23 protein-coding genes, 1 tRNA gene and 1 pseudogene are annotated in these 23,275 nt (G+C 64.8%); 12 read left to right on the plus strand and 13 right to left on the minus strand.

Annotated elements, in window-relative coordinates:
* Together BLS74_RS33985 and BLS74_RS24435 are read left to right on the plus strand one after the other, a co-directional pair.
* Positions 1-161, plus strand: a pseudogene (locus BLS74_RS33985) (integrase core domain-containing protein); the annotation flags it as partial.
* A 388-nt stretch (positions 162-549) separates the two neighbouring features.
* Positions 550-1,689, plus strand: a complete 1,140-nt coding sequence (locus BLS74_RS24435; protein WP_093109751.1) for a hypothetical protein — start codon at positions 550-552, stop codon at positions 1,687-1,689.
* 274 nt (positions 1,690-1,963) lie between these two features.
* On the opposite strand, the gene BLS74_RS24440 is transcribed toward BLS74_RS24435, so the two are convergent.
* From BLS74_RS24440 to infC, 8 genes are all read right to left on the minus strand, one after another.
* Positions 1,964-2,040 (minus strand) — tRNA-Pro (locus BLS74_RS24440).
* Between the two features lie 26 nt (positions 2,041-2,066).
* Positions 2,067-2,528 (minus strand): MerR family transcriptional regulator, encoded by a 462-nt coding sequence (locus tag BLS74_RS24445; protein ID WP_093109752.1) that lies wholly within the window; start codon positions 2,526-2,528, stop codon positions 2,067-2,069.
* A 63-nt stretch (positions 2,529-2,591) separates the two neighbouring features.
* On the minus strand, positions 2,592-2,963 hold the full coding sequence (locus BLS74_RS24450) for an integration host factor subunit alpha (RefSeq protein WP_093109753.1): 372 nt from the start codon (positions 2,961-2,963) through the stop codon (positions 2,592-2,594).
* The gene (gene pheT / locus BLS74_RS24455) at positions 2,960-5,398 is read right to left on the minus strand and encodes a phenylalanine--tRNA ligase subunit beta (protein ID WP_093109754.1); all 2,439 of its coding nucleotides are present in this window, start codon (positions 5,396-5,398) and stop codon (positions 2,960-2,962) included. The genes BLS74_RS24450 and pheT overlap by 4 nt, the downstream gene beginning before the upstream one ends.
* A 21-nt stretch (positions 5,399-5,419) precedes the next feature.
* Complete coding sequence (pheS, locus tag BLS74_RS24460; RefSeq protein ID WP_093109755.1) at positions 5,420-6,496, minus strand: phenylalanine--tRNA ligase subunit alpha; 1,077 nt, start codon at positions 6,494-6,496, stop codon at positions 5,420-5,422.
* A gap of 110 nt (positions 6,497-6,606) precedes the next feature.
* On the minus strand, positions 6,607-6,966 hold the full coding sequence (gene rplT / locus BLS74_RS24465) for a 50S ribosomal protein L20 (protein ID WP_028253492.1): 360 nt from the start codon (positions 6,964-6,966) through the stop codon (positions 6,607-6,609).
* A gap of 24 nt (positions 6,967-6,990) precedes the next feature.
* Positions 6,991-7,194: a 50S ribosomal protein L35 gene (gene rpmI, locus BLS74_RS24470; RefSeq protein WP_028253491.1), complete on the minus strand. Its 204-nt coding sequence runs from the start codon at positions 7,192-7,194 to the stop codon at positions 6,991-6,993.
* 147 nt (positions 7,195-7,341) lie between these two features.
* Positions 7,342-7,878 carry a translation initiation factor IF-3 gene (infC, locus tag BLS74_RS24475; protein ID WP_244503985.1) on the minus strand — a complete coding sequence of 179 codons (537 nt, stop codon included), beginning with the start codon at positions 7,876-7,878 and terminating at the stop codon, positions 7,342-7,344.
* Between infC and BLS74_RS35180 the strand changes: the two genes are divergently transcribed.
* Positions 7,789-7,983: a hypothetical protein gene (locus BLS74_RS35180; RefSeq protein WP_244503993.1), complete on the plus strand. Its 195-nt coding sequence runs from the start codon at positions 7,789-7,791 to the stop codon at positions 7,981-7,983. The genes infC and BLS74_RS35180 overlap by 90 nt on opposite strands.
* A 69-nt stretch (positions 7,984-8,052) precedes the next feature.
* Here the strand turns inward: BLS74_RS35180 and thrS are convergent, their stop codons facing one another.
* Positions 8,053-9,960, minus strand: coding sequence for a threonine--tRNA ligase (thrS, locus tag BLS74_RS24480; protein ID WP_093109757.1), 1,908 nt, complete (start codon positions 9,958-9,960; stop codon positions 8,053-8,055).
* Positions 9,961-10,181: 221 nt separating this feature from the next.
* Entirely contained in the window at positions 10,182-10,493 is a 312-nt protein-coding gene (locus BLS74_RS24485; protein WP_093109758.1) for a putative quinol monooxygenase, read from the minus strand.
* 114 nt (positions 10,494-10,607) lie between these two features.
* On the opposite strand from BLS74_RS24485, the gene BLS74_RS24490 reads away from it, so the two are divergent.
* Entirely contained in the window at positions 10,608-11,570 is a 963-nt protein-coding gene (locus BLS74_RS24490) for a GlxA family transcriptional regulator (RefSeq protein ID WP_093109759.1), read from the plus strand.
* A gap of 64 nt (positions 11,571-11,634) precedes the next feature.
* Here BLS74_RS24490 and aceA read toward each other — a convergent pair whose 3' ends face one another.
* On the minus strand, positions 11,635-12,954 hold the full coding sequence (aceA, locus tag BLS74_RS24495; RefSeq protein WP_093109760.1) for an isocitrate lyase: 1,320 nt from the start codon (positions 12,952-12,954) through the stop codon (positions 11,635-11,637).
* A gap of 216 nt (positions 12,955-13,170) precedes the next feature.
* The gene (locus tag BLS74_RS24500) at positions 13,171-13,587 is read right to left on the minus strand and encodes a gamma-glutamylcyclotransferase family protein (RefSeq protein WP_093109899.1); all 417 of its coding nucleotides are present in this window, start codon (positions 13,585-13,587) and stop codon (positions 13,171-13,173) included.
* Positions 13,588-13,622: 35 nt separating this feature from the next.
* Here BLS74_RS24500 and BLS74_RS24505 point away from each other — a divergent pair, with 35 nt between their 5' ends.
* Entirely contained in the window at positions 13,623-14,549 is a 927-nt protein-coding gene (locus BLS74_RS24505; protein ID WP_093109761.1) for a DMT family transporter, read from the plus strand.
* A gap of 183 nt (positions 14,550-14,732) precedes the next feature.
* Positions 14,733-15,149 carry an SWIB/MDM2 domain-containing protein gene (locus tag BLS74_RS24510; RefSeq protein ID WP_093109762.1) on the plus strand — a complete coding sequence of 139 codons (417 nt, stop codon included), beginning with the start codon at positions 14,733-14,735 and terminating at the stop codon, positions 15,147-15,149.
* A 61-nt stretch (positions 15,150-15,210) separates the two neighbouring features.
* On the opposite strand, the gene BLS74_RS24515 is transcribed toward BLS74_RS24510, so the two are convergent.
* Positions 15,211-16,935: a thiamine pyrophosphate-binding protein gene (locus BLS74_RS24515; protein WP_093109763.1), complete on the minus strand. Its 1,725-nt coding sequence runs from the start codon at positions 16,933-16,935 to the stop codon at positions 15,211-15,213.
* A 93-nt stretch (positions 16,936-17,028) separates the two neighbouring features.
* Between BLS74_RS24515 and BLS74_RS24520 the strand changes: the two genes are divergently transcribed.
* The 6 genes from BLS74_RS24520 (at position 17,029) to BLS74_RS24545 (ending at position 23,255) form a co-directional block, all read left to right on the plus strand.
* Entirely contained in the window at positions 17,029-17,676 is a 648-nt protein-coding gene (locus BLS74_RS24520) for a TetR/AcrR family transcriptional regulator (protein WP_093109764.1), read from the plus strand.
* Between the two features lie 98 nt (positions 17,677-17,774).
* On the plus strand, positions 17,775-18,752 hold the full coding sequence (locus BLS74_RS24525) for a tripartite tricarboxylate transporter substrate binding protein (protein ID WP_093109765.1): 978 nt from the start codon (positions 17,775-17,777) through the stop codon (positions 18,750-18,752).
* Positions 18,753-18,776: 24 nt separating this feature from the next.
* Complete coding sequence (locus BLS74_RS24530; protein WP_093109766.1) at positions 18,777-19,940, plus strand: Gfo/Idh/MocA family protein; 1,164 nt, start codon at positions 18,777-18,779, stop codon at positions 19,938-19,940.
* Between the two features lie 8 nt (positions 19,941-19,948).
* On the plus strand, positions 19,949-21,136 hold the full coding sequence (locus BLS74_RS24535) for a dihydrodipicolinate synthase family protein (RefSeq protein ID WP_093109767.1): 1,188 nt from the start codon (positions 19,949-19,951) through the stop codon (positions 21,134-21,136).
* A 26-nt stretch (positions 21,137-21,162) separates the two neighbouring features.
* Positions 21,163-22,185: an NAD-dependent epimerase/dehydratase family protein gene (locus BLS74_RS24540; protein WP_093109768.1), complete on the plus strand. Its 1,023-nt coding sequence runs from the start codon at positions 21,163-21,165 to the stop codon at positions 22,183-22,185.
* A 2-nt stretch (positions 22,186-22,187) separates the two neighbouring features.
* The gene (locus BLS74_RS24545; protein WP_093109769.1) at positions 22,188-23,255 is read left to right on the plus strand and encodes a dihydrodipicolinate synthase family protein; all 1,068 of its coding nucleotides are present in this window, start codon (positions 22,188-22,190) and stop codon (positions 23,253-23,255) included.
* Positions 23,256-23,275: the final 20 nt, after the last annotated feature.

Consider the following 23,275-nt stretch of genomic DNA (forward strand, 5'->3'; position numbering starts at 1 on the left):
CTGCTGGGACAACGCCTGCAGCGAGACCCTGTTCGGGTCATTGAAGGTGGAGCGGCTGCACGGACAACGCTTCAAGACCAAGCGCGAGGCCAAGGGATGAAGCCGTCGCGTGGCTGCTCTGGTACAACCGTGCTCGACTGCACTCGACGCTGGCCTACGTCGGACGCCCTTGGTGTGAAACCGATCTAAAGATTGCCTGGAGCCCGCATGAATACGGCCTTCAGCAAATTCGAGAAGACTTTTGTACCCCCTTTTGTACCCCCTCCCTGAGCTCCTCTTATTAGTTGCTTTCTCGCATCATTTTGGGGCCGCCTCGACTGAGACGCGGGACTTGTGGATTAACTCGCCGGCAGTTGGCTAGCCGACAAAAGGGTTTGGCACCAGGTCGGTCGAGTCGATGACTCTGTACCCCTTTCGGCATCGTACGTGGGCGCCCTGTCGCAAACGGAGGGGGTCGGACATCTAGTCCAGCAGAGCTGGCCGATAACACGGCCATGGTTGACAACGCGGCCATGTTAAGTAAAATGGCCATGTTAGATGAGCCTACCCATGCCCGCCCCTCTGTCACCAAACAAGCGTATAGCGCCTGCTGAGCAGTACGTTGCCGACTTCTTCCGGTCCAACAATTGGACCGTGGAGGTACCGCCCGGGGCACCGGTCAGCGCAGACTTGATCATCCAACGTGGAGCGCACCGCTTCATTGTCGAGATCAAATCGCTCTCCGAAAGCCGCCCGGACCGCGTGCTACCGATGCTCTCGATGGCGATTCTTCAAGCCCAAGCCGCGGCCGAACAGTCCGGCAATGCCCTCCCCCTCGCGATCATCTATGTACCAGATGCATCCCCGTCTTTGGCGAGACATGTGGACTCATTTGCCCAGAGATTCGCCAAGGATGTACCCGTCGGCCTCATCTCGGGACGCGGCGAACAATATTTCAGTGATGCAGCGTTCCAAGAGCTGAACCGATTGCCGGAAGAACTCAGGCGCTCTGCCGCCACTCATCCGCCGCAGGCCATCAATCTGTTTTCGGACCTCAATCAGTGGATGCTGAAGCTCCTCTTGGCGTGGGAACTGCCCGGAGGCTTTCTGAACGCCCCGCGGAAGAAATTTCGAAACGGCTCCGACCTGGCCGAAGCTGCACAGGTATCCGCCATGAGCGCATCTCGATTTCTGCAGCAACTGCGCAGCGAGGGATATCTGAGCGATTCAGCCCCCCATCTGAAACTCGTCCGTCGCGAAGAACTGTTTCGCCGCTGGGGCGCTGCCGCGATGCGTTCATGTCCGGAGATGCCATGCCGCTTTCTTCTACGGGCCCCTGTCCCTCAGCAAATCCGAGGGCTACTGGGTAAGCATCCGGAAGACGCTTGTCTGGGGCTTTTTGCTGCCGCCGATGAACTGGACATCGGGCACGTCAGTGGCGTGCCTCCGTATGTCTATGTCCACAAACTGCCTAAGGTGAGTTCATCGGACTGGCCAGAGCTGATGGCCTATCCAACTGAGCGACCGGATCTGATCTTGCGACAAGCACCTTTTCCACAGTCGACGTTCAGAGGAGCCATCGATCAAAACGGGCTCATGGTGACTGACGTCATCCAGATATGGCTGGACGTCCTGCACCACCCGGCACGGGGCGCTGAACAAGCCACCCTGATCTACGAGAAATTTCTCTTGCCGATTGTCGGCACCTAAAACAGATGAACGACCTAGAAGCTTTCGCGAGGCTGATCCAGGCACTGGCTCCCTGGCGCCAGCAACTAATCTTCATCGGAGGGTGGGGCCATCGTCTCCACAGACTGGACCCGAGGGCCAATCGGCCGGCTCTCTCGCGGTCCTCCATCAGTCGTGCCAACCTATCCTTGGCCGCCCTCGAACCGCTCCGGACGGCTGCGGCCAAAGAAAAAGCCCTTAAGCGTTGATTCTTAAGGGCTTTTTGGCTGTTACCGGACGGATCCGGATACTAAATTGGTCGGTGTGAAAGGATTCGAACCTTCGACCCCTTGCACCCCATGCAAGTGCGCTACCAGGCTGCGCCACACACCGAAGCTCTCGATTATAGCGGTGCGTTTTCAGTGACCTGGTGTCAGCAGTTCGCGAATTTCGTACAGTTCGCGCCGCAGGTGGAGCAGCTGCGACGGATCGATGGTCCGGTCTGCGCCTTGCGGCATATCCGTGCCTTCCTTGAGTGCGGCTTCGAACTCTTCCTGATCGATCTCGACCGCCTCCATGCCTTCGAGCGGCACTTCGCCAGCCTTGCGGCGGTCGCGCTCCGACTGGACCATTTCCTGCAGCTTGTTGCGCGCCCCGCTGATGGTGAAGCCCTGGTCGTAGAGCAGGTCGCGGATGCGGCGGATCATCAGCACCTCGTGGTGCTGGTAGTAGCGTCGATTGCCGCGCCGCTTCATCGGGCGCAACTGCGTGAACTCCTGCTCCCAGTAGCGCAGCACGTGCGGCTTGACGCCGCACAACTCGCCGACCTCACCGATCGTGAAGTAGCGTTTGACGGGAATCGGTGGGAGCGTTTTCTCCATTGAAATCAAGACGGTGCGAGGGAAACCTTAGAGATTACTCCACGCACCGCGCGCGACCAAGCACTATTCGGCGCCGAGACTCCACTCCACCTCTTGCGGCCCCTCTTCGCCGATGCTGCCGTGAATTTGTTCCTTCAGCTTGGCACTGGCGTGAAAGGTGGCGACGCGGCGCTCGCCGATCGGAATGGCCTCGCCGGTACGCGGATTGCGGCCGGGCCGTGGCGCCTTGACGCGGATCTGGAAATTGCCGAAGCCCGAGATCTTGACGTCCGTGCCTTCGATCAGGCTGGCCGCGATCAGGTCGAAGAAGGCTTCGACCATGTCCTTGGATTCGCGCTTGTTGAGGCCGATCTGCTCGAACAGCAGGTCGGCCAGGTGCGCCTTGGTGAGCGCGGGCGTTTCGAGGACTTCGAGCGTGAATTCCATGGCGTTCATACCCGCAGATGCGCGCCAAGCCGCGCGCTGAGTTGCTCGAGGATCGTGGCCACCGCCGCTTCGACCTGCTCGTCGGTCAGAGTGGCGCTGTCGCTATTGAAGCTCAGGCGCACGGCCATGCTCTTCTCGCCCTGCGCCAGGCCCCCAGGGGCGACAGCGCCGTCGCGCGCCACGGGCGGCCGGTAGATGTCGAACAGCACGGCGTCGCGCAGCAAGCTGGGATCGGCGGCCGCGCGGATGGTGCGCATCAGCGCATCGTGCGTGATCGCTTCGGCCACCACGACGGCGATGTCGCGTTCCACCGCCTGGTGCTTGGGCACCAGTTGGGCTTCGGGCAGCGGCCGCGCGATGACGGCATCGAGTTCGAGCTCGAACAGCACGGGCGCCTGGGCGAACTCCCATGTCTGGCGCCAGCGCGGGTGAAGTTCGCCCACCACGCCGATCGCACGGCCGTCGAGCAGCACGCGGGCCGCGCGGCCCGGATGCAGCGCGGGATGCTCGGTCGCCTCGAAGCTCGGCACAAGGGGCGCGAGCAGCGCTTCGACGTCGCCCTTGATGTCGTAGAAGTCGACGCGCTGCGCCTTGCCGTCCCAGCGCGCGGCCTCGGCATCGCCCCAGGCCAGGCCTGCCACGCGCATGGGCTGGTGGATGCCCTTCACGGTGCTGTCGGTGGTGACGACCGCGTCGTCGCGCAGGAACACGCGGCCCAGCTCGAACACGCGCACGCGCGGCGCCCGGCGATCGAGGTTGAACTTCAGCGCCTGGAGCAGCGAGCCGATCAGCGACGAGCGCATCACGCTCATCTGGCTCGCGATCGGGTTCAGCAGCTTGATCGGGTTGGCGTTGCCGGCGAGCTCCTGCTCCCAGTGCGCCTCGACGAAGCTGAAGTTGATGGTTTCCTGGTAGCCGAGCGCGGCCAGGCGATGGCGCACGGCGAAGCGGCTGCGCTGGACCTCGGGCCGCACGCGCGCGGTGATCGGTGCCAGCGGGGCCATGGTCGGCAGGTTGTTGTAGCCGACCAGGCGGGCAACCTCTTCGATCAGGTCTTCTTCGATCTGCAGGTCGAAGCGGTGCGGCGGCGGCGTGACGACCAGCGTGCCTTCGCCCTCTTCCATGGGCAGGCCGAGCCGGCGCAGCGCGTCGCCGCACTGGGCCTGGGTGAGCGGCATGCCGATCACGCGCGCAGCACGCGCCACGCGCAGCGTGACGGGCTTGGCTTCCGGCAGGCGCAGTGTCTGGTCGTCGATGGCGCCGGCCTGGCCGCCGCAGATGTCGACGATCAGCTGCGTGATGCGCTCGATGATCTGCACCGTGCGGCTCGGGTCGACGCCCCGTTCGAAGCGGTGCCCCGCGTCGGTGTTGAAATTGAAGCGGCGCGAACGGCCCTGGATGGACTCGGGCCACCAGAAGGCCGCCTCGACATAGATGTTACGGGTGTCGTCGGACACCGCCGTCGCATCGCCGCCCATGATGCCGGCCAGCGATTCGACCTCGCCGCGCTCGTCGGCGATCACGCCGACCTTCTCGTCGACCATGACCGTGTTGCCGTTGAGCAGCTTGAGCTGTTCGCCCGGCTTGCCCCAGCGCACCGTGAGGCCGCCGTGGATCTTGTCGAGGTCGAAGATATGGGACGGCTGCCCGTACTCGAACATCACGTAGTTCGAGATGTCGACCAGCGGCGACACGCTGCGCTGACCGCAGCGCGCAAGTTGATCGACCATCCACGCCGGCGTGGCGGCCTTCGTATCGACGCCGCGGACGATGCGGCCCGAGAAGCGGCCGCACAGATCGGGGGCTGCGACCTGGACCGGCAGCTTGTCCTTCAATGCCACCGCCACCGGGGCGATGGCAGGTGTCTTGAGCGGTGCACCGGTCAACGCCGCGAGCTCACGCGCGATGCCGTAGACGCTCAGTCCGTGCGCCAGGTTGGGCGTGAGCTTGAGCGTCAGCAGCGAATCGTCGAGCTTCAGCACCTCGCGCACGTCGGCGCCTACGGTCGCATCGGCCGGAAGTTCGAGCAGGCCGCCGTGGTCTTCGCTGAGTTTGAGCTCGCGCGCCGAGCACAGCATGCCCTGGCTTTCGACGCCGCGCAGCTTGCCCAGCTTGATCAGGAAAGGTTGGCCGTCATCGCCCGGCGGCAGCTCCGCGCCGACCAGCGCCAGCGGCACCTTGATGCCGGCGCGCGCGTTGGGCGCACCGCACACAATGTTGAGCAAGCTGCCCTGCCCCGCGTCGACCTGGCACACGCGCAGCCGGTCGGCGTTGGGGTGCGGACCCGCTTCCTTGATCTCGCCGACCACGATCTTGGTGAAGGGCGGCGCCACCGGCCGGCGCTCCTCGACCTCGAGCCCGCCCATCGTGAGCGTCTCCGCCAGTTCTGCGCTGGAAAGCGGCGGGTTGCAGAACTCGCGCAACCAGGACTCTGGAAATTGCATCTCGTCGTTCTCGTTCTCTGTTTACTGGAATTGGCTCAGGAAGCGCAGGTCGCCATCGAAGAACAGGCGCAGATCGTTGACGCCGTAGCGCAGCATCGTGAGCCGGTCCGGGCCCATGCCGAAGGCGAAACCGATGTAGCGTTCGGGGTCCAGGCCCATGTTGCGCACCACGTTCGGATGCACCTGGCCCGCGCCCGAGACCTCGAGCCAGCGGCCGGCCAGGGGGCCGGTCTGGAACTGGATGTCGATCTCCGCGCTCGGTTCGGTGAACGGGAAGAAGCTCGGACGAAAGCGCAGCACCAGGTCGTCGGTCTCGAAGAAGGTGCGGCAGAAGTCGGTGAACACGACCTTGAGGTCCTTGAAGCTCACGTTCTCGCCGAGCCAGAGGCCCTCGCACTGGTGGAACATCGGCGAGTGCGTAGCGTCGCTGTCGACGCGGTAGGTACGGCCCGGCGCGATCACGCGGATCTCGGGCGCCTTGACCGTGCCGGTGGTGTCGGCCGCCGCGGCTTCGAACTCGGCCGCGTACTTCTTGACGTGCTGATGCGCATAGCGCACCTGCATCGGGCTGGTGTGGGGGCGCAGGTTGTACGGGATGCCGTCTTCGCCGTTGATGTCGACGTAGAAAGTGTCCTGCATGGAGCGCGCGGGATGGTTCGGCGGGTTGTTGAGCGAGGTGAAACTGTGCCAGTCGCTCTCGATCTCGGGACCGTCCGCGACATCGAAGCCCATGCTCGAGAAGATCGCCTCGATGCGCTCCATCGTACGGCTCACCGGATGCAGGCCGCCGGGCGCACGCTGGCGGCCGGGCAATGTGACATCGAGCGCCTCGGCACGCAATTGGACGGCGAGTTCCTCGTCGGCCAGCTGCTGGCGGCGCTCGGTGAGCGCGGCCTCGATGGCCTGCTTGGCAACGTTGATCGCCGCGCCGCGCGACTTCTTCTCGTCGACGGAGAGCGCGGCCATGCCCTTCATCAACTCGGTGATGCGGCCGGCCTTGCCGAGGAACTGCGCCTTGGCGTTCTCGAGTTCGGCCGGGGCCTTCGTCTTCGCGAAGGCAGCACGTGCGGTGTCGACCAGGGAGTCCAACTCGTTCATGGGGAATACTTCGAGGTGAAAGAAAAAAGGGCTGGAGCCCTTTCAAGCGCCAGCCCTTGTGCCGTGGGCGCAGGCCGCTGTCCCGGAAGACGGCAACCCGCTGTGCAGGATCAAGCAGCCAGCTTGGCCTTGACCTGCTCCACGATGCCGGCAAAAGCGGCCTTGTCGTGCACGGCGATATCGGCCAGGACCTTGCGGTCGATCTCGATACCGGCCTTGCGGATGCCGTTGGCGAACTGGCTGTAGGTCAGGCCCAGTTCGCGCGAAGCGGCATTGATACGGGCAATCCACAGTTGGCGGAACACGCGCTTCTTGGTGCGGCGATCACGGTAGGCGTATTGGCCTGCCTTCATCACCGCCTGCTTGGCGATGCGGAAGACATTGCCGCGGCGACCGCGGAAACCCTTGGCGAGTGCGAGAACCTTCTTGTGGCGGGCGCGAGCCGTTACACCACGTTTGACGCGAGGCATGTGTGTACTCCTTGTTCGTCTGGATTAAATGCCGCTGCCGGGCAACATGGCGGCCATCGAAACCATGTTGGTCTCGTGCACTGCCGTTGCACCACGCAGGTGACGCTTGTTCTTGGTGGTCTTCTTGGTCAGGATGTGACGCTTGAAGGCTTGACCGCGCTTGACGGTGCCACCGGGACGAACGCGGAAACGCTTTTTCGCGCTGCTCTTGGTCTTCATTTTGGGCATGTGAATGCTCCTTTAGTTTGTGCTCGTGAGGCGCCGCGGATATTCCACGGGCTTGTTGGCCCCGAGACACTTCTTTATCCCGCCCTTGCCTGCACCTTGGAGTGCTGACAAGGGCGAAATCCCTTCGAATCCTTCTATCTCTTCAGCTCAGGCCGCGGCGGGTGCGGTTGTCGACTCAGCCGCCGGTTTTGCCGCGCCACCCGCCTTCTTGCGGCCCGGCGCGATCATCATGATCATCTGCCGGCCCTCGAGCTTCGGAAACTGCTCGACCACGATCGCGTCGCCGAGATCCTCACGAATGCGCTGCAACAGCGCCAGACCGAGTTCCTGGTGCGTGATCTCGCGCCCCCGGAAGCGCAGCGTGATCTTGCACTTGTCGCCCTCGTCAAGAAAACGCCGGATGTTGCGCATCTTGATGTTGTAGTCGCCTTCGTCGGTACCCGGCCGGAACTTGATTTCCTTGACCTCGATGACCTTCTGCTTCGATTTCGCTTCGGCAGCCTTCTTCTGCTCGTGGTACTTGAACTTGCCGTACTCGATCAGGCGGCAGACCGGCGGATTGGCCGCCGCGACGACTTCCACCAGATCCACGTCTTGCTCACCAGCCAGGCGCAATGCCTCGGCAAGACTCACGACACCCAATTGCTCGTTATCGGGCCCGATCAGGCGGACTTCCGGGGCCATGATTTCCCGGTTCAGGCGGTGTTGGCGTTCCTCGCGGTGGCGGCGGTCGCGAAATGCAGTAGCGATGGTCAGAATCCTTCAATCAATCTGCTACAAAAATTGTAGCGAACGCCGTAGAGTCCACGCCCACAAGCAGCCTGATTGCTCAAAATCAGCCTTTGAACCGGTTCAAATTCAAAGCTTGTGTTGGATGTCGGCGGCGATCTTTTGGGAGAACGCCTCCACCGACATGGCACCGAGATCAAGATTGCCCCGGGCGCGCACTGCGACGGCACCTGCTTCCTTCTCCTTGTCGCCCACGACGAGGATGTAGGGAAGCTTTTGCAACGAATGCTTCCGTATTTTATACGTAATCTTCTCGTTGTGCAGATCGAGCAAAACTCTAAGCCCTTGATTTTGCAGCGATTTCGCAACTTGAGATGCGTAATCCGCCTGTCCTTCGCTGATATTGAGCACCGCGACCTGCACCGGCGCCAGCCAAGCGGGCAGTGCGCCGGCGTGATGTTCGATCAACATGCCGATGAATCGCTCGAGGCTGCCGACGATCGCGCGGTGCAGCATGACCGGATGTGCGCGGCCGCTGGACTCGGTGACGTACTCTGCGTCCAGGCGCTCGGCCATGTTGAAGTCCACCTGCATCGTGCCGCACTGCCACTGGCGGCCGATGGCGTCTCGCAGCGTGTATTCGATCTTCGGCCCGTAGAAGGCGCCTTCGCCGGGCGAGATGACGAATTCCACACCCGATCGGCGCAGTGCCTCCATCAGCGCATGCTCGGCCTTGTCCCAGAGTTCGTCGGCGCCGATGCGGTTATCGGGCCGTGTTGCCACCTTGTAGAGGATCTCGGTGAAGCCGAAATCGGCATAGACCTTGAGCAATTGCCCCGTGTAGGCCACGCATTCCTCGAGGATCTGGTCTTCGGTGCAGAAGATGTGGCCGTCGTCCTGCGTGAATCCGCGCACCCGCATGATCCCGTGCAAGCCGCCCGAGGGCTCGTTGCGGTGGCACTGGCCGAATTCGCCGTAGCGCAACGGCAGGTCGCGGTAGCTGCGCAGATCGGACTTGAAGATCAGCACATGGCCCGGGCAGTTCATCGGCTTGAGTGCGTAGTCGCGCTTTTCCGACTCCGTCGTGAACATGTTTTCGCGGTAGTTCTGCCAGTGGCCCGTTTTTTCCCACAGGCTCTTGTCGAGGATCTGCGGGCCTTTGACTTCCTGGTAGCCCGTGTCGCGGTAAACACGGCGCATGTACTGCTCGACCTGCTGCCAGATCGCCCAGCCCTTGGGATGCCAGAACACCACGCCGGGCGCCACCTCGTCGATGTGGAACAGATCGAGCTCCTTGCCCAGCCGGCGATGGTCGCGCTTCTCGGCCTCCTCGATGCGCTGGACGTACTGGTCCAACTGCTTCTTGTCGGCCCAGGCCGTGCCGTAGATGCGCTGCAGCTGCTCGTTCTTCGCATCACCGCGCCAGTAGGCGCCGGCCAGCTTCGTGAGCTTGAAGACCTTGAGGAAGCGAGTGTTCGGCACGTGCGGGCCGCGGCACATGTCGACGTACTCCTGGTGGTAGTACAGGCCCATCGCCTTTTCGTCGGGCATGTCTTCCACCAGCCGCAGCTTGTAGTCCTCGCCGCGGGACTTGAACACCTCGATGACCTCGTCGCGCGGCGTCATCTTCTTGACCACGTCGTAGTCCCGCGCGATCAGCTCGCGCATGCGCGCCTCGATCGCCTCCATGTCCTCGGGCGTGAAAGGGCGCTCGTAGGCGATGTCGTAGTAGAAGCCCTCCTCGATCACCGGACCGATCACCATCTTCGCCGTCGGGTAGAGCTGCTTCACTGCATGGCCGACCAGGTGGGCCGTCGAGTGGCGGATGATCTCCAGGCCCTCGTCGTCCTTGGGCGTGATGATCTGCAGCTTCGCGTCATGCTCGATCAGGTCGCTGGCATCGACCAGCTGGCCGTCGACCTTGCCGGCCACGGTCATTTTCGCGAGGCCGGGGCCGATGGACTTGGCAACGTCGGCCACCGAAACCGGGCCGGGAAACTCGCGGCGCGAGTTGTCGGGGAGAGTGATCTGGATCATGGGAAGAAAACCTCGGCGAGAAAACAAAAAAGCGCGGTCTGGGACCGCGCTTGGCTGTGGTTTGAGTGCTGGATGCTTCCAGCGTGCGCGGACTACCGGCCTCTTCCTTCAAGGAAAAGACCGCTCATTGCTTGCGGTGTAGTTCGCGGTGTCATAACCAGGGTGCCTTTCTCGCTCTTGTTGCTGCTGAGACGGAGCTGCCGATTCTATCCGCAGCCCGCTCAGGACGCGGGCGCTGCATTCTTGAGACCCAGCACCTCGATCGGCTCGATGGCCGGCGGTTTGGCGAACAGCTCTGGCGCCTTGGCCATCAAGGCCTGGGCGATCGGGCCGTTCAGATGCGCCTGGCGACCGGCCTCGTCCTCGAACGCGTCGAAGACACCGAAGGTGGTGGGCGAAATGCGCAGGGCGAACCAAATCGGCGTGGTCTTCTCGTCGCGCGCCATGGAAAGCCCCGCTTCGAGAAACTGCTGGACCTCGGCTTCCTTGCCCGGCTTGGCTTCGAGGCGGGCGAACAATGCGAACTTGATCATGAAGGTCTCCGGTGGACACGGAAGCGCGGGATTGCGCGTCCATGGTGGTGACTCTAGGCATGCCGCGGCATAGGACCTATTGGCATTTTTGACATCTTTGATATGGTTGTTGCCATGAAGGTCAACATCCTCGCACTCGACGGCGTGTTCGACACCGGCCTGGCCACGGTACTGGACGTGTTCACCACAGCCAACGAACTGGCCGGCATGCTCAGTCTGGATGTCACGCCTTTCGAGGCAAAGCTCACCGGCGTGAGAAAGAGGGTCCGCACCTCGCAAGGCCTGAGCGTGCCCGTGGCCTCATCGCCCGATGCCGGCAAGCCGGACTGGATCGTCGTGCCCGCGATCGGCGAGAAGATGCCCGACGGCCTCCAGTTCGCGCTGCAGCGGCGCGACGTCGCAGAGGCTGCGGCCTGCCTGCGCGCGCAATCCGGACGAGGTGTCCGCATCGCCGCAGCCTGCATCGGCACCTTCGTGCTGGCCGAGTCGGGGCTGCTCGACCACCAGCACGCCACGACCACCTGGTGGCTGGCCTCGCTGTTTCGCCAACGCTATCCCTGCGTGAAGCTCGACGAATCGCGCATGCTGGTGAGCTCCGGCGCCTTCGTCACGGCAGGCGCCGCGCTGAGCCACATCGACATGGCGCTGCTGCTGGTGCGCCAGGCCAGCCCCGAACTCGCGGCGCTGGTGGCGAAATACCTGATCGTCGACTCGCGGCCTTCACAGTCCGCCTACGTGATCACCGATCACCTGAGCCACTCGGACCCGACCGTGGAGCGCTTCGAACGCTGGGCTCGCGGCAGGCTGGCAGACGGGTTTTCGCTCGACGAGGCAGCCGCGGCGGCGGGCACCAGCAAACGCACCCTGGCGCGCCGCATGCAGCAGGTGCTCGGCAAGACGCCGCTGTCCTACTTCCAGGACCTGCGCGTGGAACGCGCCGTGCATCTGCTCAAGACCAGCGACAAGAGCCTGGAACAGATCGCGACGCTGGTGGGCTACGCCGAGGGCGTGACGCTGCGCGCACTGCTGCGCCAGCGCCTGGGCCGTGGCGTGCGCGAGCTGCGCATGGTCGACTGAGGCGAGACGAAAAAAATCCCCGCGGATTGCTCGCGCGGGGACAAAACTCAAGCGCCGATGAAGATCAGTGGAACTGCTCTTCCTCGGTCGAACCGGTGAGCGCCGTCACGCTCGACTTGCCGCCCTGGATCACGGTGGTCACTTCATCGAAATAGCCGGTGCCGACTTCCTGCTGGTGCGACACGAAGGTGTAGCCGCGGTCGCGCGCCGCGAACTCGGGCTCCTGCACCTTCTCGACGTATGCCGACATGCCGCGCTTCACGTAGTCCTGCGCCAGGTCGAACATGTTGAACCACATCGAGTGGATGCCGGCCAGCGTGATGAACTGGTACTTGTAGCCCATGGCCCCCAGCTCCTTCTGGAACTTCGCGATGGTCGCGTCGTCGAGGTTCTTCTTCCAGTTGAACGAAGGCGAGCAGTTGTACGCCAGCATCTTGCCGGGATGCACCTTGTGCACGGCTTCGGCGAACTTGCGTGCGAACTCGAGGTCGGGCGTGCCGGTTTCGCACCACACCAGGTCGGCGTAGTGGGCGTAGGCGACGGCGCGCGAGATGGCCTGGTCGATGCCCTTCTTGGTCTTGTAGAAGCCTTCGGCGGTGCGCTCGCCCGTGAGGAAGGGCTTGTCGTTCTCGTCGTAGTCGCTGGTCAGCAGGTCGGCCGCTTCGGCATCGGTGCGGGCGATCACGAGCGTCGGCGTGCCGCAGACGTCGGCAGCCATGCGCGCGGCAATCAGCTTCTGCACCGCTTCGGTGGTCGGGACCAGCACCTTGCCGCCCATGTGGCCGCACTTCTTGACCGAAGCGAGCTGGTCTTCGAAGTGCACGCCGCCGGCGCCGGCCTTGATCATCGCCTTCATCAATTCGAAGCCGTTGAGCACGCCGCCGAAGCCTGCTTCGGCATCGGCCACGATCGGCGCGAAGTAGTCGACATAGTCCTTGTCGCCGGGGTTGCCGCCCTTGGACCACTGGATCTCGTCGGCGCGGCGGAAGGTGTTGTTGATGCGCTCGACCACCGTCGGCACCGAGTCCACCGGATAGAGCGACTGGTCGGGGTACATCGATGCGTAGCTGTTGTTGTCGGCGGCGACCTGCCAGCCGGACAGATAGATCGCCTTCACGCCCGCCTTGACCTGCTGCATGGCCTGGCCACCGGTGAGCGCGCCGAGGCAGTTGACGTAGGGCTCGTTGTTCACGAGATCCCAGAGCTTCTCGGCGCCGCGGCGTGCGAGGGTGTATTCGATCGGGAAGGAACCGCGCAGGCGCACCACGTCGGCTGCGCTGTAGCCGCGCTTGATGCCTTTCCAGCGCGGGTTGGTCGCCCAGTCTTTTTCGAGGGCGGCGATTTGCTGTTCGCGGCTCAGTTGTTCAGTGATGGTTTGGGGCATGGTCACTCCGAGGGTTGATTGAGAGGTGGCGCTGCGGCCGTGGACTTACTGTACGACAAGGCCACACTCTTATGTCTTATAGAAGACATATTTTTCACCGTTTAAAATCAACCACTTACGCGATGTTTTCTCAATGCGGAATAAATTTTCTTGTATTGAGAAAAAATATTGCGTCGCAGCATGCGCGGATTTCGCGATGCGCAATGAACTCTTCGCTCATGAAATCGGGGGCATGTGTGCCAGCCAGTCGCCGCTCGCGATCACCGGCCTGCCCACGATGCGCTTCGGATGAATCTCGTAGACCAGACACACGAGTTCCTTCGCGCCGGCTTGCACCTTCACTTCGCGCTTGACGTATTCGCCGCTGTCATCGGGCTTCACTTCTTCGAGCAGATCGAGCTGCGCTTCGAGCGCCGATGCGATCGCGTAGATCTCTCCGACCACCCGCGCAGTCCCGCCGAGCACGGCGCCCGGATAGCTCCCCAGGTCGTACAGCGTGCCGGCGATGGAGGCATCGGCCACATGCGCGGGCGCCGGCACAAAGCGTGCGATGTCGTTGCGCCCGCCACGGCGCAAGGTGCCGTAGACGAACACATGGCGGGCCGGGTCTGCAGGCGCTGCGGATTGGGGCATCATCGAATCACTCCTCGCACAACGCGCCCAGTCTATTGAACACCGCCCTCCCCGCGCCCGGCCGCTTCGTGGCTTACGGTTGCCTGGCCCTGAGCATGTCGCTCGTCGGCAGCTACGTCGCGCTCTCCAAACCCTTGGTGATCGCCTTCCCTGTGCTGCTGCTCGCCTGGCTGCGCTTCGGCATTGCCGCCTTGGCGATGCCGCACTGGCTGCGCCGCCCGAGCGACGAACCCGCGATGACGGCGCGCACGCGCGGCCTGGTCTTTCTCGAGTCCTTCCTCGGCAACTTCATGTTCTCGATCTGCATGCTGTTCGGCGTGAGCCTGACCAGCGCGGTGTCGGCCGGCGTGATCATGGCGTCGATCCCCGCTGTCGTCGCGCTCACAAGCTGGCTGTTTCTGCGCGAGCGCATCACGCTGCGCATCTGGATCGCGATCGCTTGCGCGGCGCTGGGCATCGGGCTGCTCGCGTTCGCGCCGGCGCCTGCGCAAACCCATCCGGGCAGCGACGCCTCCGCACCGCTGCCCTGGCTCGGCAACCTACTGGTCTTCTGCGCGGTGCTCTGCGAGTCCGCGTACGCGGTGATCGGCAAGTCGCTCACCGGGCGGCTCGGACCCAAGCGCATCTCTTCGCTGATCAACCTCTGGGGCTTCGTGCTCTCGACGCCGCTGGGCATCTGGTTCGCGCTTCGCTTCGACTTCGGCGCGGTGTCACTCGGCCTCTGGGGCCTCCTGATCGTCTATGCGCTGGCCGCGAGCATCTGGACGGTGTGGCTCTGGATGACCGGTTTGAAGGGCGTGCCGGCCTCGCAGGCCGGCGTGTTCACCGTGATGCTGCCGGTCAGCGCGGCCGTCGTCGGCGTGCTTGTTCTCGGCGAGAGTTTGTCGATGCTGCAGGTCTGCGCATTCGCGCTCGCGCTGCTCGGCGTGGTGCTCGCCACGTGGCCTTCGCGCCGCTCCTGAGACAGCTTGCGCGCCGCTCAGAGGGAAAACGAGCGCTTCTCTCCTCTGAAAAAACAACAGCTCCCAATGAAAAAACCGCTTTTTCCCTTGGAAACGCGTTTTTTCTCCTTTAGCATCCGCAATGCCAGTGGAGACACCGCTTTTCATTGGTGAAAGTGTCCAATCCAAAAAAGGAAATCAACCATGGCAACTGCAAAGAAGGCTCCGGCCAAGAAAGCTCCTGCGAAGAAGGCCGCTCCGGCCAAGAAGGCGGCTCCTGCCAAGAAGGCTCCGGCGAAGAAGGCAGCACCCGCAAAGAAGGCCGCTCCCGCCAAGAAGGCTCCTGCGAAGAAGGCAGCTCCCGCCAAGAAGCGCACCCCCAACGCTGCGTTCATGAAGGCACTGACCCCCAGCCCGGCACTCGCTGCCGTGGTCGGCTCGACGCCTCTGCCGCGCACCGCTGTCGTGAGCAAGCTGTGGGACTACATCAAGAAGAACAACCTCCAAGACAAGGCCAACAAGCGCAACATCAACGCCGATGCCAAGCTGAAGGAAATCTTCGGCAAGCCGCAAGTGTCGATGTTCGAGCTCGCCTCGCTGATCGGCAAGCACGTCAAGTGAGCCTCGGGCGCCATCGGTGCCCGAATGAAGAAAGCCGGCGCGAGCCGGCTTTTTTTTTGCCCTACGCGATCGGTCGCGCCTGCGCGGCCTTGGTGATCGACGACAGCGTGCCGCGCGTGGTGATCACCTCGGGGTCCAGCGGGATCTCGATCAGCGTCCCCGTATCGGCCGCCAGCGCCCGCAGCAGTGCCGCTTCGAACTGGGCAGTCTCGGTCACACGTTCGGCCGCATAGCCGTAGGCGCGGGCCAGCGCGCAGAAGTCCGGATTGCGCAAGGCCGTGCCGCTCACCTTCGCCGGGTACTCGCGTTCCTGGTGCATGCGGATGGTGCCGAACATGCCGTTGTTGAGCAGCACGATGATGCTCTTGCCACCATGCTGCGAAGCGGTGGCGAGTTCCTGGCCGTTCATCAGGAAGTCGCCGTCGCCGGCGATGGTGAAGGCGATGCGCCCGGTCGCGATGTTGGCTGCAATGCCGGCGGGAACGCCATAGCCCATGGCGCCGCTGGTCGGCGCGAGCTGCGTCTTGTGGCCCTTCACGAGACCGTGGTAGCGGAAGTAGCGATGCACCCAGCTCGCGAAGTTGCCCGCGCCGTTGGTGATGGCCGCATCCTGCGGCAGGTGCTTCTGCAGCAGGCGGACCACCGCCGCCATGTCGACCGCGCCGCGCGGCGTCTCCACCGGCAAGCCGGCGAGAGCCTGAGGCTCGAGGTTCGCCAGGTAGTCCGCGTTGGCCTGCGCGGTCCACGCCTCCCATGGCAACTCGGCCGGCGCACTCAGCACCTCGAGGCTGCGTGCGGCCGCGCTCATGCCGGCATTGATGGCCAGGTCGGCCTGGTAGACGCGGTTGAGCTCTTCGGCGCTCGCATGGATGTGCACCAGCGTCTGCTTTGCCTTCGGCGCTTCGAGCAGCGTATAGCCGCCGGTGGTCATCTCACCCAAGCGCGGGCCGATCGCGAGGATCAGGTCGCTTTGCTTCACGCGTTCGGCCAGCTTCGGATTGATCGCGATGCCGACGTCGCCGGCATAGAGTGGGTGGTGGTTGTCGAAGGTGTCCTGGAAGCGGAAGGCATTGGCGACCGGCAGTCTCCAGTTCTCGGCGAAGCGCTGCAGCGCCTGCGCCGCCTGGACGGTCCAGCCGCCGCCGCCGGCGATCACCAGCGGGCGTTGGGCCTTCATCAGCAGCTCGCGCAGCGTGCGCAGCGCGCCGGGGTCGCTCCAGGGTTGCACGGCCTCCACGCGGGCCAGCGGTCGCGCCGAGGTCATGGTGCGCAGCATGTCCTCTGGCAGCACGAGCACCACCGGACCCGGACGGCCGTTCATCGCCGTGGCGAAGGCGCGCGCGATGTACTCGGGAATGCGGTTCGCATCGTCGATGCGCTCCACGCGCTTGGCAAAACCCTTGGTGCTGGGGCCGAAGAAGCTGCCGTAGTCGACTTCCTGGAAGGCCTCGCGATCGCGGAAGTCGCTGCCGACATCGCCCACGAAAAGCACCATCGGCGTCGAATCCTGGAATGCGTTGTGCACGCCGATCGAAGCGTTGGTGGCGCCCGGGCCGCGGGTGACGAAGCAGATGCCCGGCCGGCCCGTGAGCTTGCCGTGCGCCTCGGCCATGAAGGCGGCCCCGCCCTCCTGGCGATTGACGATGAAGCGGATGCGCTCGCCGTAGGCATGGAAGCCGTCGAGCGCCGCCAGAAAACTCTCGCCCGGGACGCCGAAAGCCAGCTCCACGCCTTGCTCGACCAGGCACTCGACGATCAAATGGCCTGCGGGTTGCGATGAACTCATGGACGTGATGCCTCTGTTGCAATATCGGTGCGCGGATTATCTGCGCGCCCCGAAACCTCTTGCCTTAATTCACCAATTGGTTAAATTCCGCCCATGAAAGCCCCATCCCCTGCGCCCGCCGAACCGCGCTCGCGCGATGCCGATCGCTCGCAGCTCGCGATCCTCGCCTCGGCGCGGGACGAGTTCGCGCAGCGTGGCCTCGCCGGCGCGCGCATGGACAGCATCGCGGCGCGCGCCGGGCTCAACAAGCGCCTGATCTACTACTACTTCGGCAGCAAGGACGACCTGTTCCTGGCCGTGCTCGAACGCACCTATGCCGACATCCGCGAGGCCGAGCAAAGGCTGCACCTCGACGAGATCGAGCCTGTCGAAGCAGTCCGCCGGTTGATCTCCTTCACCTGGCACTACTACCTCGAGCATCCCGAGTTCATCACGCTGCTCAACAGCGAAAACCTGCACCGCGCGGCGCATCTCAAGCGCTCGGACCGCATCCAGGACATGAACTCGCCACTGGTCCAGCTGCTCGACACCGTGCTCGAGCGCGGCCGGCGCGACAACCTCTTCCGCGCCGGCGTCGACCCGGTGCAGCTCTACATCTCCATCGCCTCGCTCTGCTACTTCTACCTCTCGAACAACGACACGCTGTCAGCCGTCTTCGGCCGCGACCTGCGCGCGCCCAAGGCCATGGCGCAGCGTCTGTCGCACATGACCGACCTGGTGCTGGGCTACGTGCTGCGCTGATACGGGTATCTCCCAGGGTCCGGCCGTTGACGAGCCGGCGAGTGGGTTCCTAGAATCGCTAATTCACTTTTTGGTGAATTGCACACAAGGAGACTCCCATGCGACCCACCACCCGACGTACCGCCCTCATTGCCGCGCTCGCGCTCTGCACCTCGTTCGGCGCCGCGGCGCAGGGCGTCTACCCCAACAAGCCGATCCGCGTGATCGTGCCTTTCGCCGCCGGCAGCACCACCGACATCATTGCGCGCGCCATCGCCGACAAGATGGGGGCCAGCATGGGCCAGACGCTGGTGATCGACAACCGCGGCGGCGCCAGCGGCACCATCGGCCAACAGGCCGTGGCCACAGCCGCGCCGGACGGCTACACGATCATGATCCACTCGTCCTCGCACACGGTCAGCCCCTCCACCTTCGCCAAGCTGCCCTTCGACACGGTGGGCGACTTCGCCGGCGTCACGCCGATCTCCTCGCTGCCCAACGCGCTGGTGATCTCGCCTTCCAAGAACATCAAGACGCTGAAGGAGCTGATCGCCGCCGCCAAGGCCAAGCCCGGCAGCATCAACTTCGCATCCGCGGGCCAGGGCAGCGCCACGCACCTGAACGCCGAGAAGTTCAAGCTGGCGGCCAACATAGATGCCACCAACATCCCGTTCAAGGGCTCGGCCGAGGCCGTGACCGAAGTGCTGGCCGGCCGCGTCGACTACTACTTCTCGCCGATCGCGCCGGTCATCGGCCAGATCAAGGACGGCCAGCTGCTCGCGCTGGCCGTGGGCTCGCCCAAGCGCGCGGCCGCGTTGCCCGATGTGCCGACCACGGCCGAGGCCGGGGTGCCGGGCTCCGAATTCAACTTCTGGATCGGAATGATGGCGCCGGCCAAGACGCCGCGCGAGATCGTGAACCGGCTGCACGACGAAGTCGCGAAGGCGCTCGCCAGCCCGGAAGTCAAGGAACGCTTCCTGAAGCTCGGCGCCGACGCCTGGACGCTCAAGCCCGAGCAGTTCGATGCATACATCAAGGAAGAAATCGCCAGCAACGCCAAGCTCGTGAAGGCCGCTGGCCTCACGCCGACGCAGTAAGAACCCAGGGAAGGAAACACATACATGGCACAGCAACGACTCGGACTCATCATGCACGGCGTCACCGGACGCATGGGCATGAACCAGCACCTGATCCGCTCGATCGTCGCGATCCGCGCGCAGGGCGGCGTCCCGCTCTCCAACGGCGACAAGGTCATGCCCGATCCGATCCTCATCGGCCGCAACGCCGAGAAGATCGAGGCGCTGGCCAAGGCGCACGGCATCGAGCGCTGGGGCACCGACCTCGACCGCGCGCTCGAGAACAAAGACGACACGATCTTCTTCGACGCCGGCACCACGCAGATGCGCCCCACCCTGCTGGCCAAGGCGATCCGTGCCGGCAAGCATGTCTACTGCGAGAAGCCGATCGCCACCAACCTCAACGAAGCCGTCGAGATCGCGCGTCTGGCAGAGGGCTCGGGCCTCAAGCATGGCGCAGTGCAGGACAAGCTCTTCCTGCCCGGCCTGCGCAAGCTCGACATGCTGCGCCGCGCCGGCTTCTTCGGCCGCATGCTCTCGGTGCGCCTGGAGTTCGGCTATTGGGTGTTCGAGGGCGACCTGCAGCCGATCCAGCGCCCCTCGTGGAACTACCGCAAGGAAGACGGCGGCGGCATGATCCTGGACATGATGTGCCACTGGCGCTATGTACTGGACAACCTGTTCGGCGAGGTGCAGTCGGTCTCCTGCCTGGGCGCCACGCACATCCCCAAGCGCTGGGACGAGGACGGCAAGCCCTACGAAGCCACCGCCGACGACGCCGCCTACGCCACCTGCGAGCTCAAAGGCCACAACGGCGAGCCGGTGATCGCGCAGCTCAACATGAGCTGGGCCACGCGCGTGCGCCGCGACGACCTCGTGACCTTCCACGTCGACGGCACGGACGGCTCGGCCGTGGCCGGGCTCTCGTCGTGCCGAGCGCAGTCGCGCGTCGCCACGCCGCGCCCGGTGTGGAACCCGGACGAGAAGCAGAGCATGAACTTCTTCGACCAGTGGCAGGAGATCCCCGATTCGCAGGCCTACGACAACGGCTTCAAGATCCAGTGGGAGCACTTCATTCGCCACGTGGTGGAGAACGCGCCCTACAAGTGGACCTTGCCCGAAGGCGCCAAGGGCGTGCAGCTGGTGGAGGCCGCGCTCGAATCGTGGAAGAACCGGCGCTGGATCGACGTGCCGGCGCTGAAGATCTGAGGATTGCGATGCCCCTCTCGCTCACGCTTCCCACCACCGGCGGCAAGCTCGCGCCCTACACGCTGCGCGGCACGACACCGGTCAAGCCGCCGCCGGGCGTCCGCTTCAACCGCATCGCCTACTCGGCCGCACATGTGGTGGCCGATCCGCTGGCCGCGATCGATCCGTGGCTGGAATGTGCGGTCGACTGGGACGCCACCATCGCCTACCGCCGCCATCTCTGGTCGCTGGGCCTGGGCGTCGCCGAGGCCATGGACACCGCGCAGCGCGGCATGGGCCTGGACTGGCCGACCTCGCTGGAGCTGATCCGCCGTTCGCTCGACGCGGCCAAGGACGTGCCGGGCGCACTGGTCGCCTCCGGCTGCGGCACCGACCATCTGAACCTGATCGACGTGAAGAACGTCGATGACGTGATCCGCGCCTACGAAGAGCAGATGGAAGCCATCGAGGCGCTCGGCGGCAAGCTGATCGTGATGGCCAGCCGCGCGCTGGCCCATGTCGCGAAGAGCCCGGCCGACTACGAGCGCGTGTACGACCGCATCCTCTCGCAGGCGAGGCAGCCGGTGGTGCTGCACTGGCTGGGCGACATGTTCGACCCGGCGCTCGCCGGCTACTGGGGTACGAAGAATGTCGACGCGGCGACGGACACCGCGCTCAGCATCATCGCCGCCCATCCGCAGAAGGTCGACGGCATCAAGATCTCGCTGCTCGACAAGGACAAGGAGATCGCGATGCGCCGCCGCCTGCCGGCGGATGTGCGCATGTACACGGGAGACGACTTCAACTATGCCGAGCTGATCGCGGGGGACGGCTTCGGCAGCGCGCCCACGCATGGAAAGAGCGATGCACTCCTGGGCATTTTCGACGCCATCGCGCCGGCCGCGAGCGCTGCGCTCGGCGAACTGGCGCAGGGCCACACCGAGAAGTTCCACGCGATCCTGGGCCCCACGGTGGCGCTGTCGCGCCACATCTTCGCGGCGCCCACGCGCTTCTACAAGACCGGCGTGGTCTTCATGGCCTGGCTCAATGGCCACCAGAAGCATTTCGCGATGGTCGCAGGCCAGCAGAGCACGCGTTCGCTGCCGCATTTCGCCGAGCTGTTCCGACTGGCCGATGCGGCCAATCTGCTGGAGCAGCCGGAGTTGGCTGTATCGCGCATGAAAACGCTGCTCGCGATGCACGGCGTGGACAGCTGATTGCACACCACCCGGGAGTCGCCATCATGCCGTTGCCCGACCGCTTCGAAGACCTCGAGCAGCTCGAGGACCTGATGTCGCAGCCTTCCGCGGCGCTCGTGCAGACGCTGCAGAAGATCGAGGGCGACATCCTGGTGCTGGGCGTGGGCGGCAAGATGGGCCCCACGCTGGCCCGCATGGCCAAGCGCGCGACGCCGGGCCGGCGCGTGATCGGTGTCGCGCGTTTCTCCGAACCCGGCCTGCGCGAACGGCTCGACGGCTACGGCGTCGACTGCATCGAAGCCGACCTGCTCTCGCGCGAGGCGCTGGCCACCCTGCCCGATGCACCGAACGTGGTCTTCATGGCCGGGCGCAAGTTCGGCTCGTCCGGCAGCGAATGGCTGACCTGGGCGATGAATGCCCATGTGCCGGCACTGGTGGCGGAGCGTTGGCGCAGCTCCCGCATCGTGGCCTTCTCGACCGCCTGCGTGTACCCGTTCGCCGATGTGCACGGGCCGGGCGCACGCGAAGAGGTGCCGCCCACGCCGCCGGCCGGCGAATACGCGAACTCCTGCGTCGCGCGCGAGCGCATGTTCCAGCACTTCTCGCACCGGCACGGCACCGCGGGGCGGCTGATCCGACTCTCGTACGCGATCGACATGCGCTACGGCGTGCTGCACGACCTGGCGCAGAAGCTCATCGCGCGCGCGCCGATCGACTTGGCCATGGGCCATGCCAACATCATCTGGCAGGGCGAGGCCAACGATTGGACGCTGCGCGCCCTGGCCCACTGCGACACGCCGACCTCGCCACTCAACCTGAGCGGGCCGGCCATTTCCATCCGCGAGGCCGCGGAAGGACTCGCGCAGCGCCTCGGCGTCGAAGCGGTCTTCATCGGCCGCGAGGCCGACACCGCCTGGCTGATCGACTGCAGCCGCGCTTTCGAACTCTTCGGCCCGCAGCAGGTCACGCTCGCGCGCATGCTGGACTGGACGGCCGACTGGACGCGTCGCGGCATGGCCAGCCTCGGCAAGCCCACGCACTTCGAGGCGCGCGACGGCAAGTACTGACCATGCACTACTCCGAAATCCCGCCCGCCTCGCTCGCGCTGCTCAAGCGCGGCGCAGTGATTCCGGCGCACCTGCTGGCACTCGATGCCGATCGCAAGCTCGACGAGCGCCGCCAGCGCGCGATGAGCCGCTACTACCTCGACGCCGGCGCCGGCGGCCTGGCCGTGGGCGTGCACTCGACGCAGTTCGCAATCCGCGAGGCGGGCCTCTACAAGCCGGTGCTCGAACTCGCGATGCAGGAAGCGCTCACCTGGGAAACGCTGGACGGCAGGCGCCCGCTCTTCATGGTCGCCGGCCTGGCCGGCTCGACCGCGCAAGCCGGCGCCGAAGCGATCACCGCACGCGGGCTGGGCTACCACGCCGGCCTGCTGAGCCTGGCCGCGCTGAAGGGCGCGAGCGAAGACGCGCTCATCGACCACTGCCGCGCCATCGCCGAGCTCATGCCGCTGGTGGGCTTCTACCTGCAGCCCGCGGTCGGTGGCATCCACCTGCCCACGAGCTTCTGGCGCCGCTTCGCCGCGATCGACAACGTGGTGGCCATCAAGATGGCGCCCTTCAACCGCTACCGCACGCTGGACGTGCTGCGCGGCGTGGTCGAGGCCGGCGCCGAGGCGCGCGTCACGCTCTACACCGGCAACGACGATCACATCGTGCTGGACCTGCTCACGCCCTACCGCTTCGTGCGCGACGGCAAGGAAGTGACGGTGCGCATCAAGGGTGGGCTGCTCGGCCACTGGAGCGTGTGGACGCGCCGCGCCGTGCAGCTGCTGGCGCGCATCCACGACATGGTTCCGTCCGGCGCCGTGCCCGCCGACATGCTCGCGCTCGACGCGCAAGTGACCGACTGCAACGCCGCCCTGTTCGACGTCGCCAACGATTTCCGCGGCTGCATCGCCGGCTGCCACGAGGTGCTCAGGCGCCAGGGCCTGCTGGCCGGCACCTGGTGCCTCGATCCGCAGGAAGGCCTGAGCCCGGGCCAGGACAGCGAACTCACGCGCGTGCACGACGCCTACCCCGATCTGCACGACGACGGCTTCGTTGCCGAACACCTGAAGCGCTGGCTGAGCTGAGCGCCGCTTCACTTTTCAAA

The sequence above is a fragment of the Variovorax sp. CF079 genome (genome assembly GCF_900101545.1).
Classification (GTDB): Bacteria; Pseudomonadota; Gammaproteobacteria; order Burkholderiales; family Burkholderiaceae_C; genus Variovorax.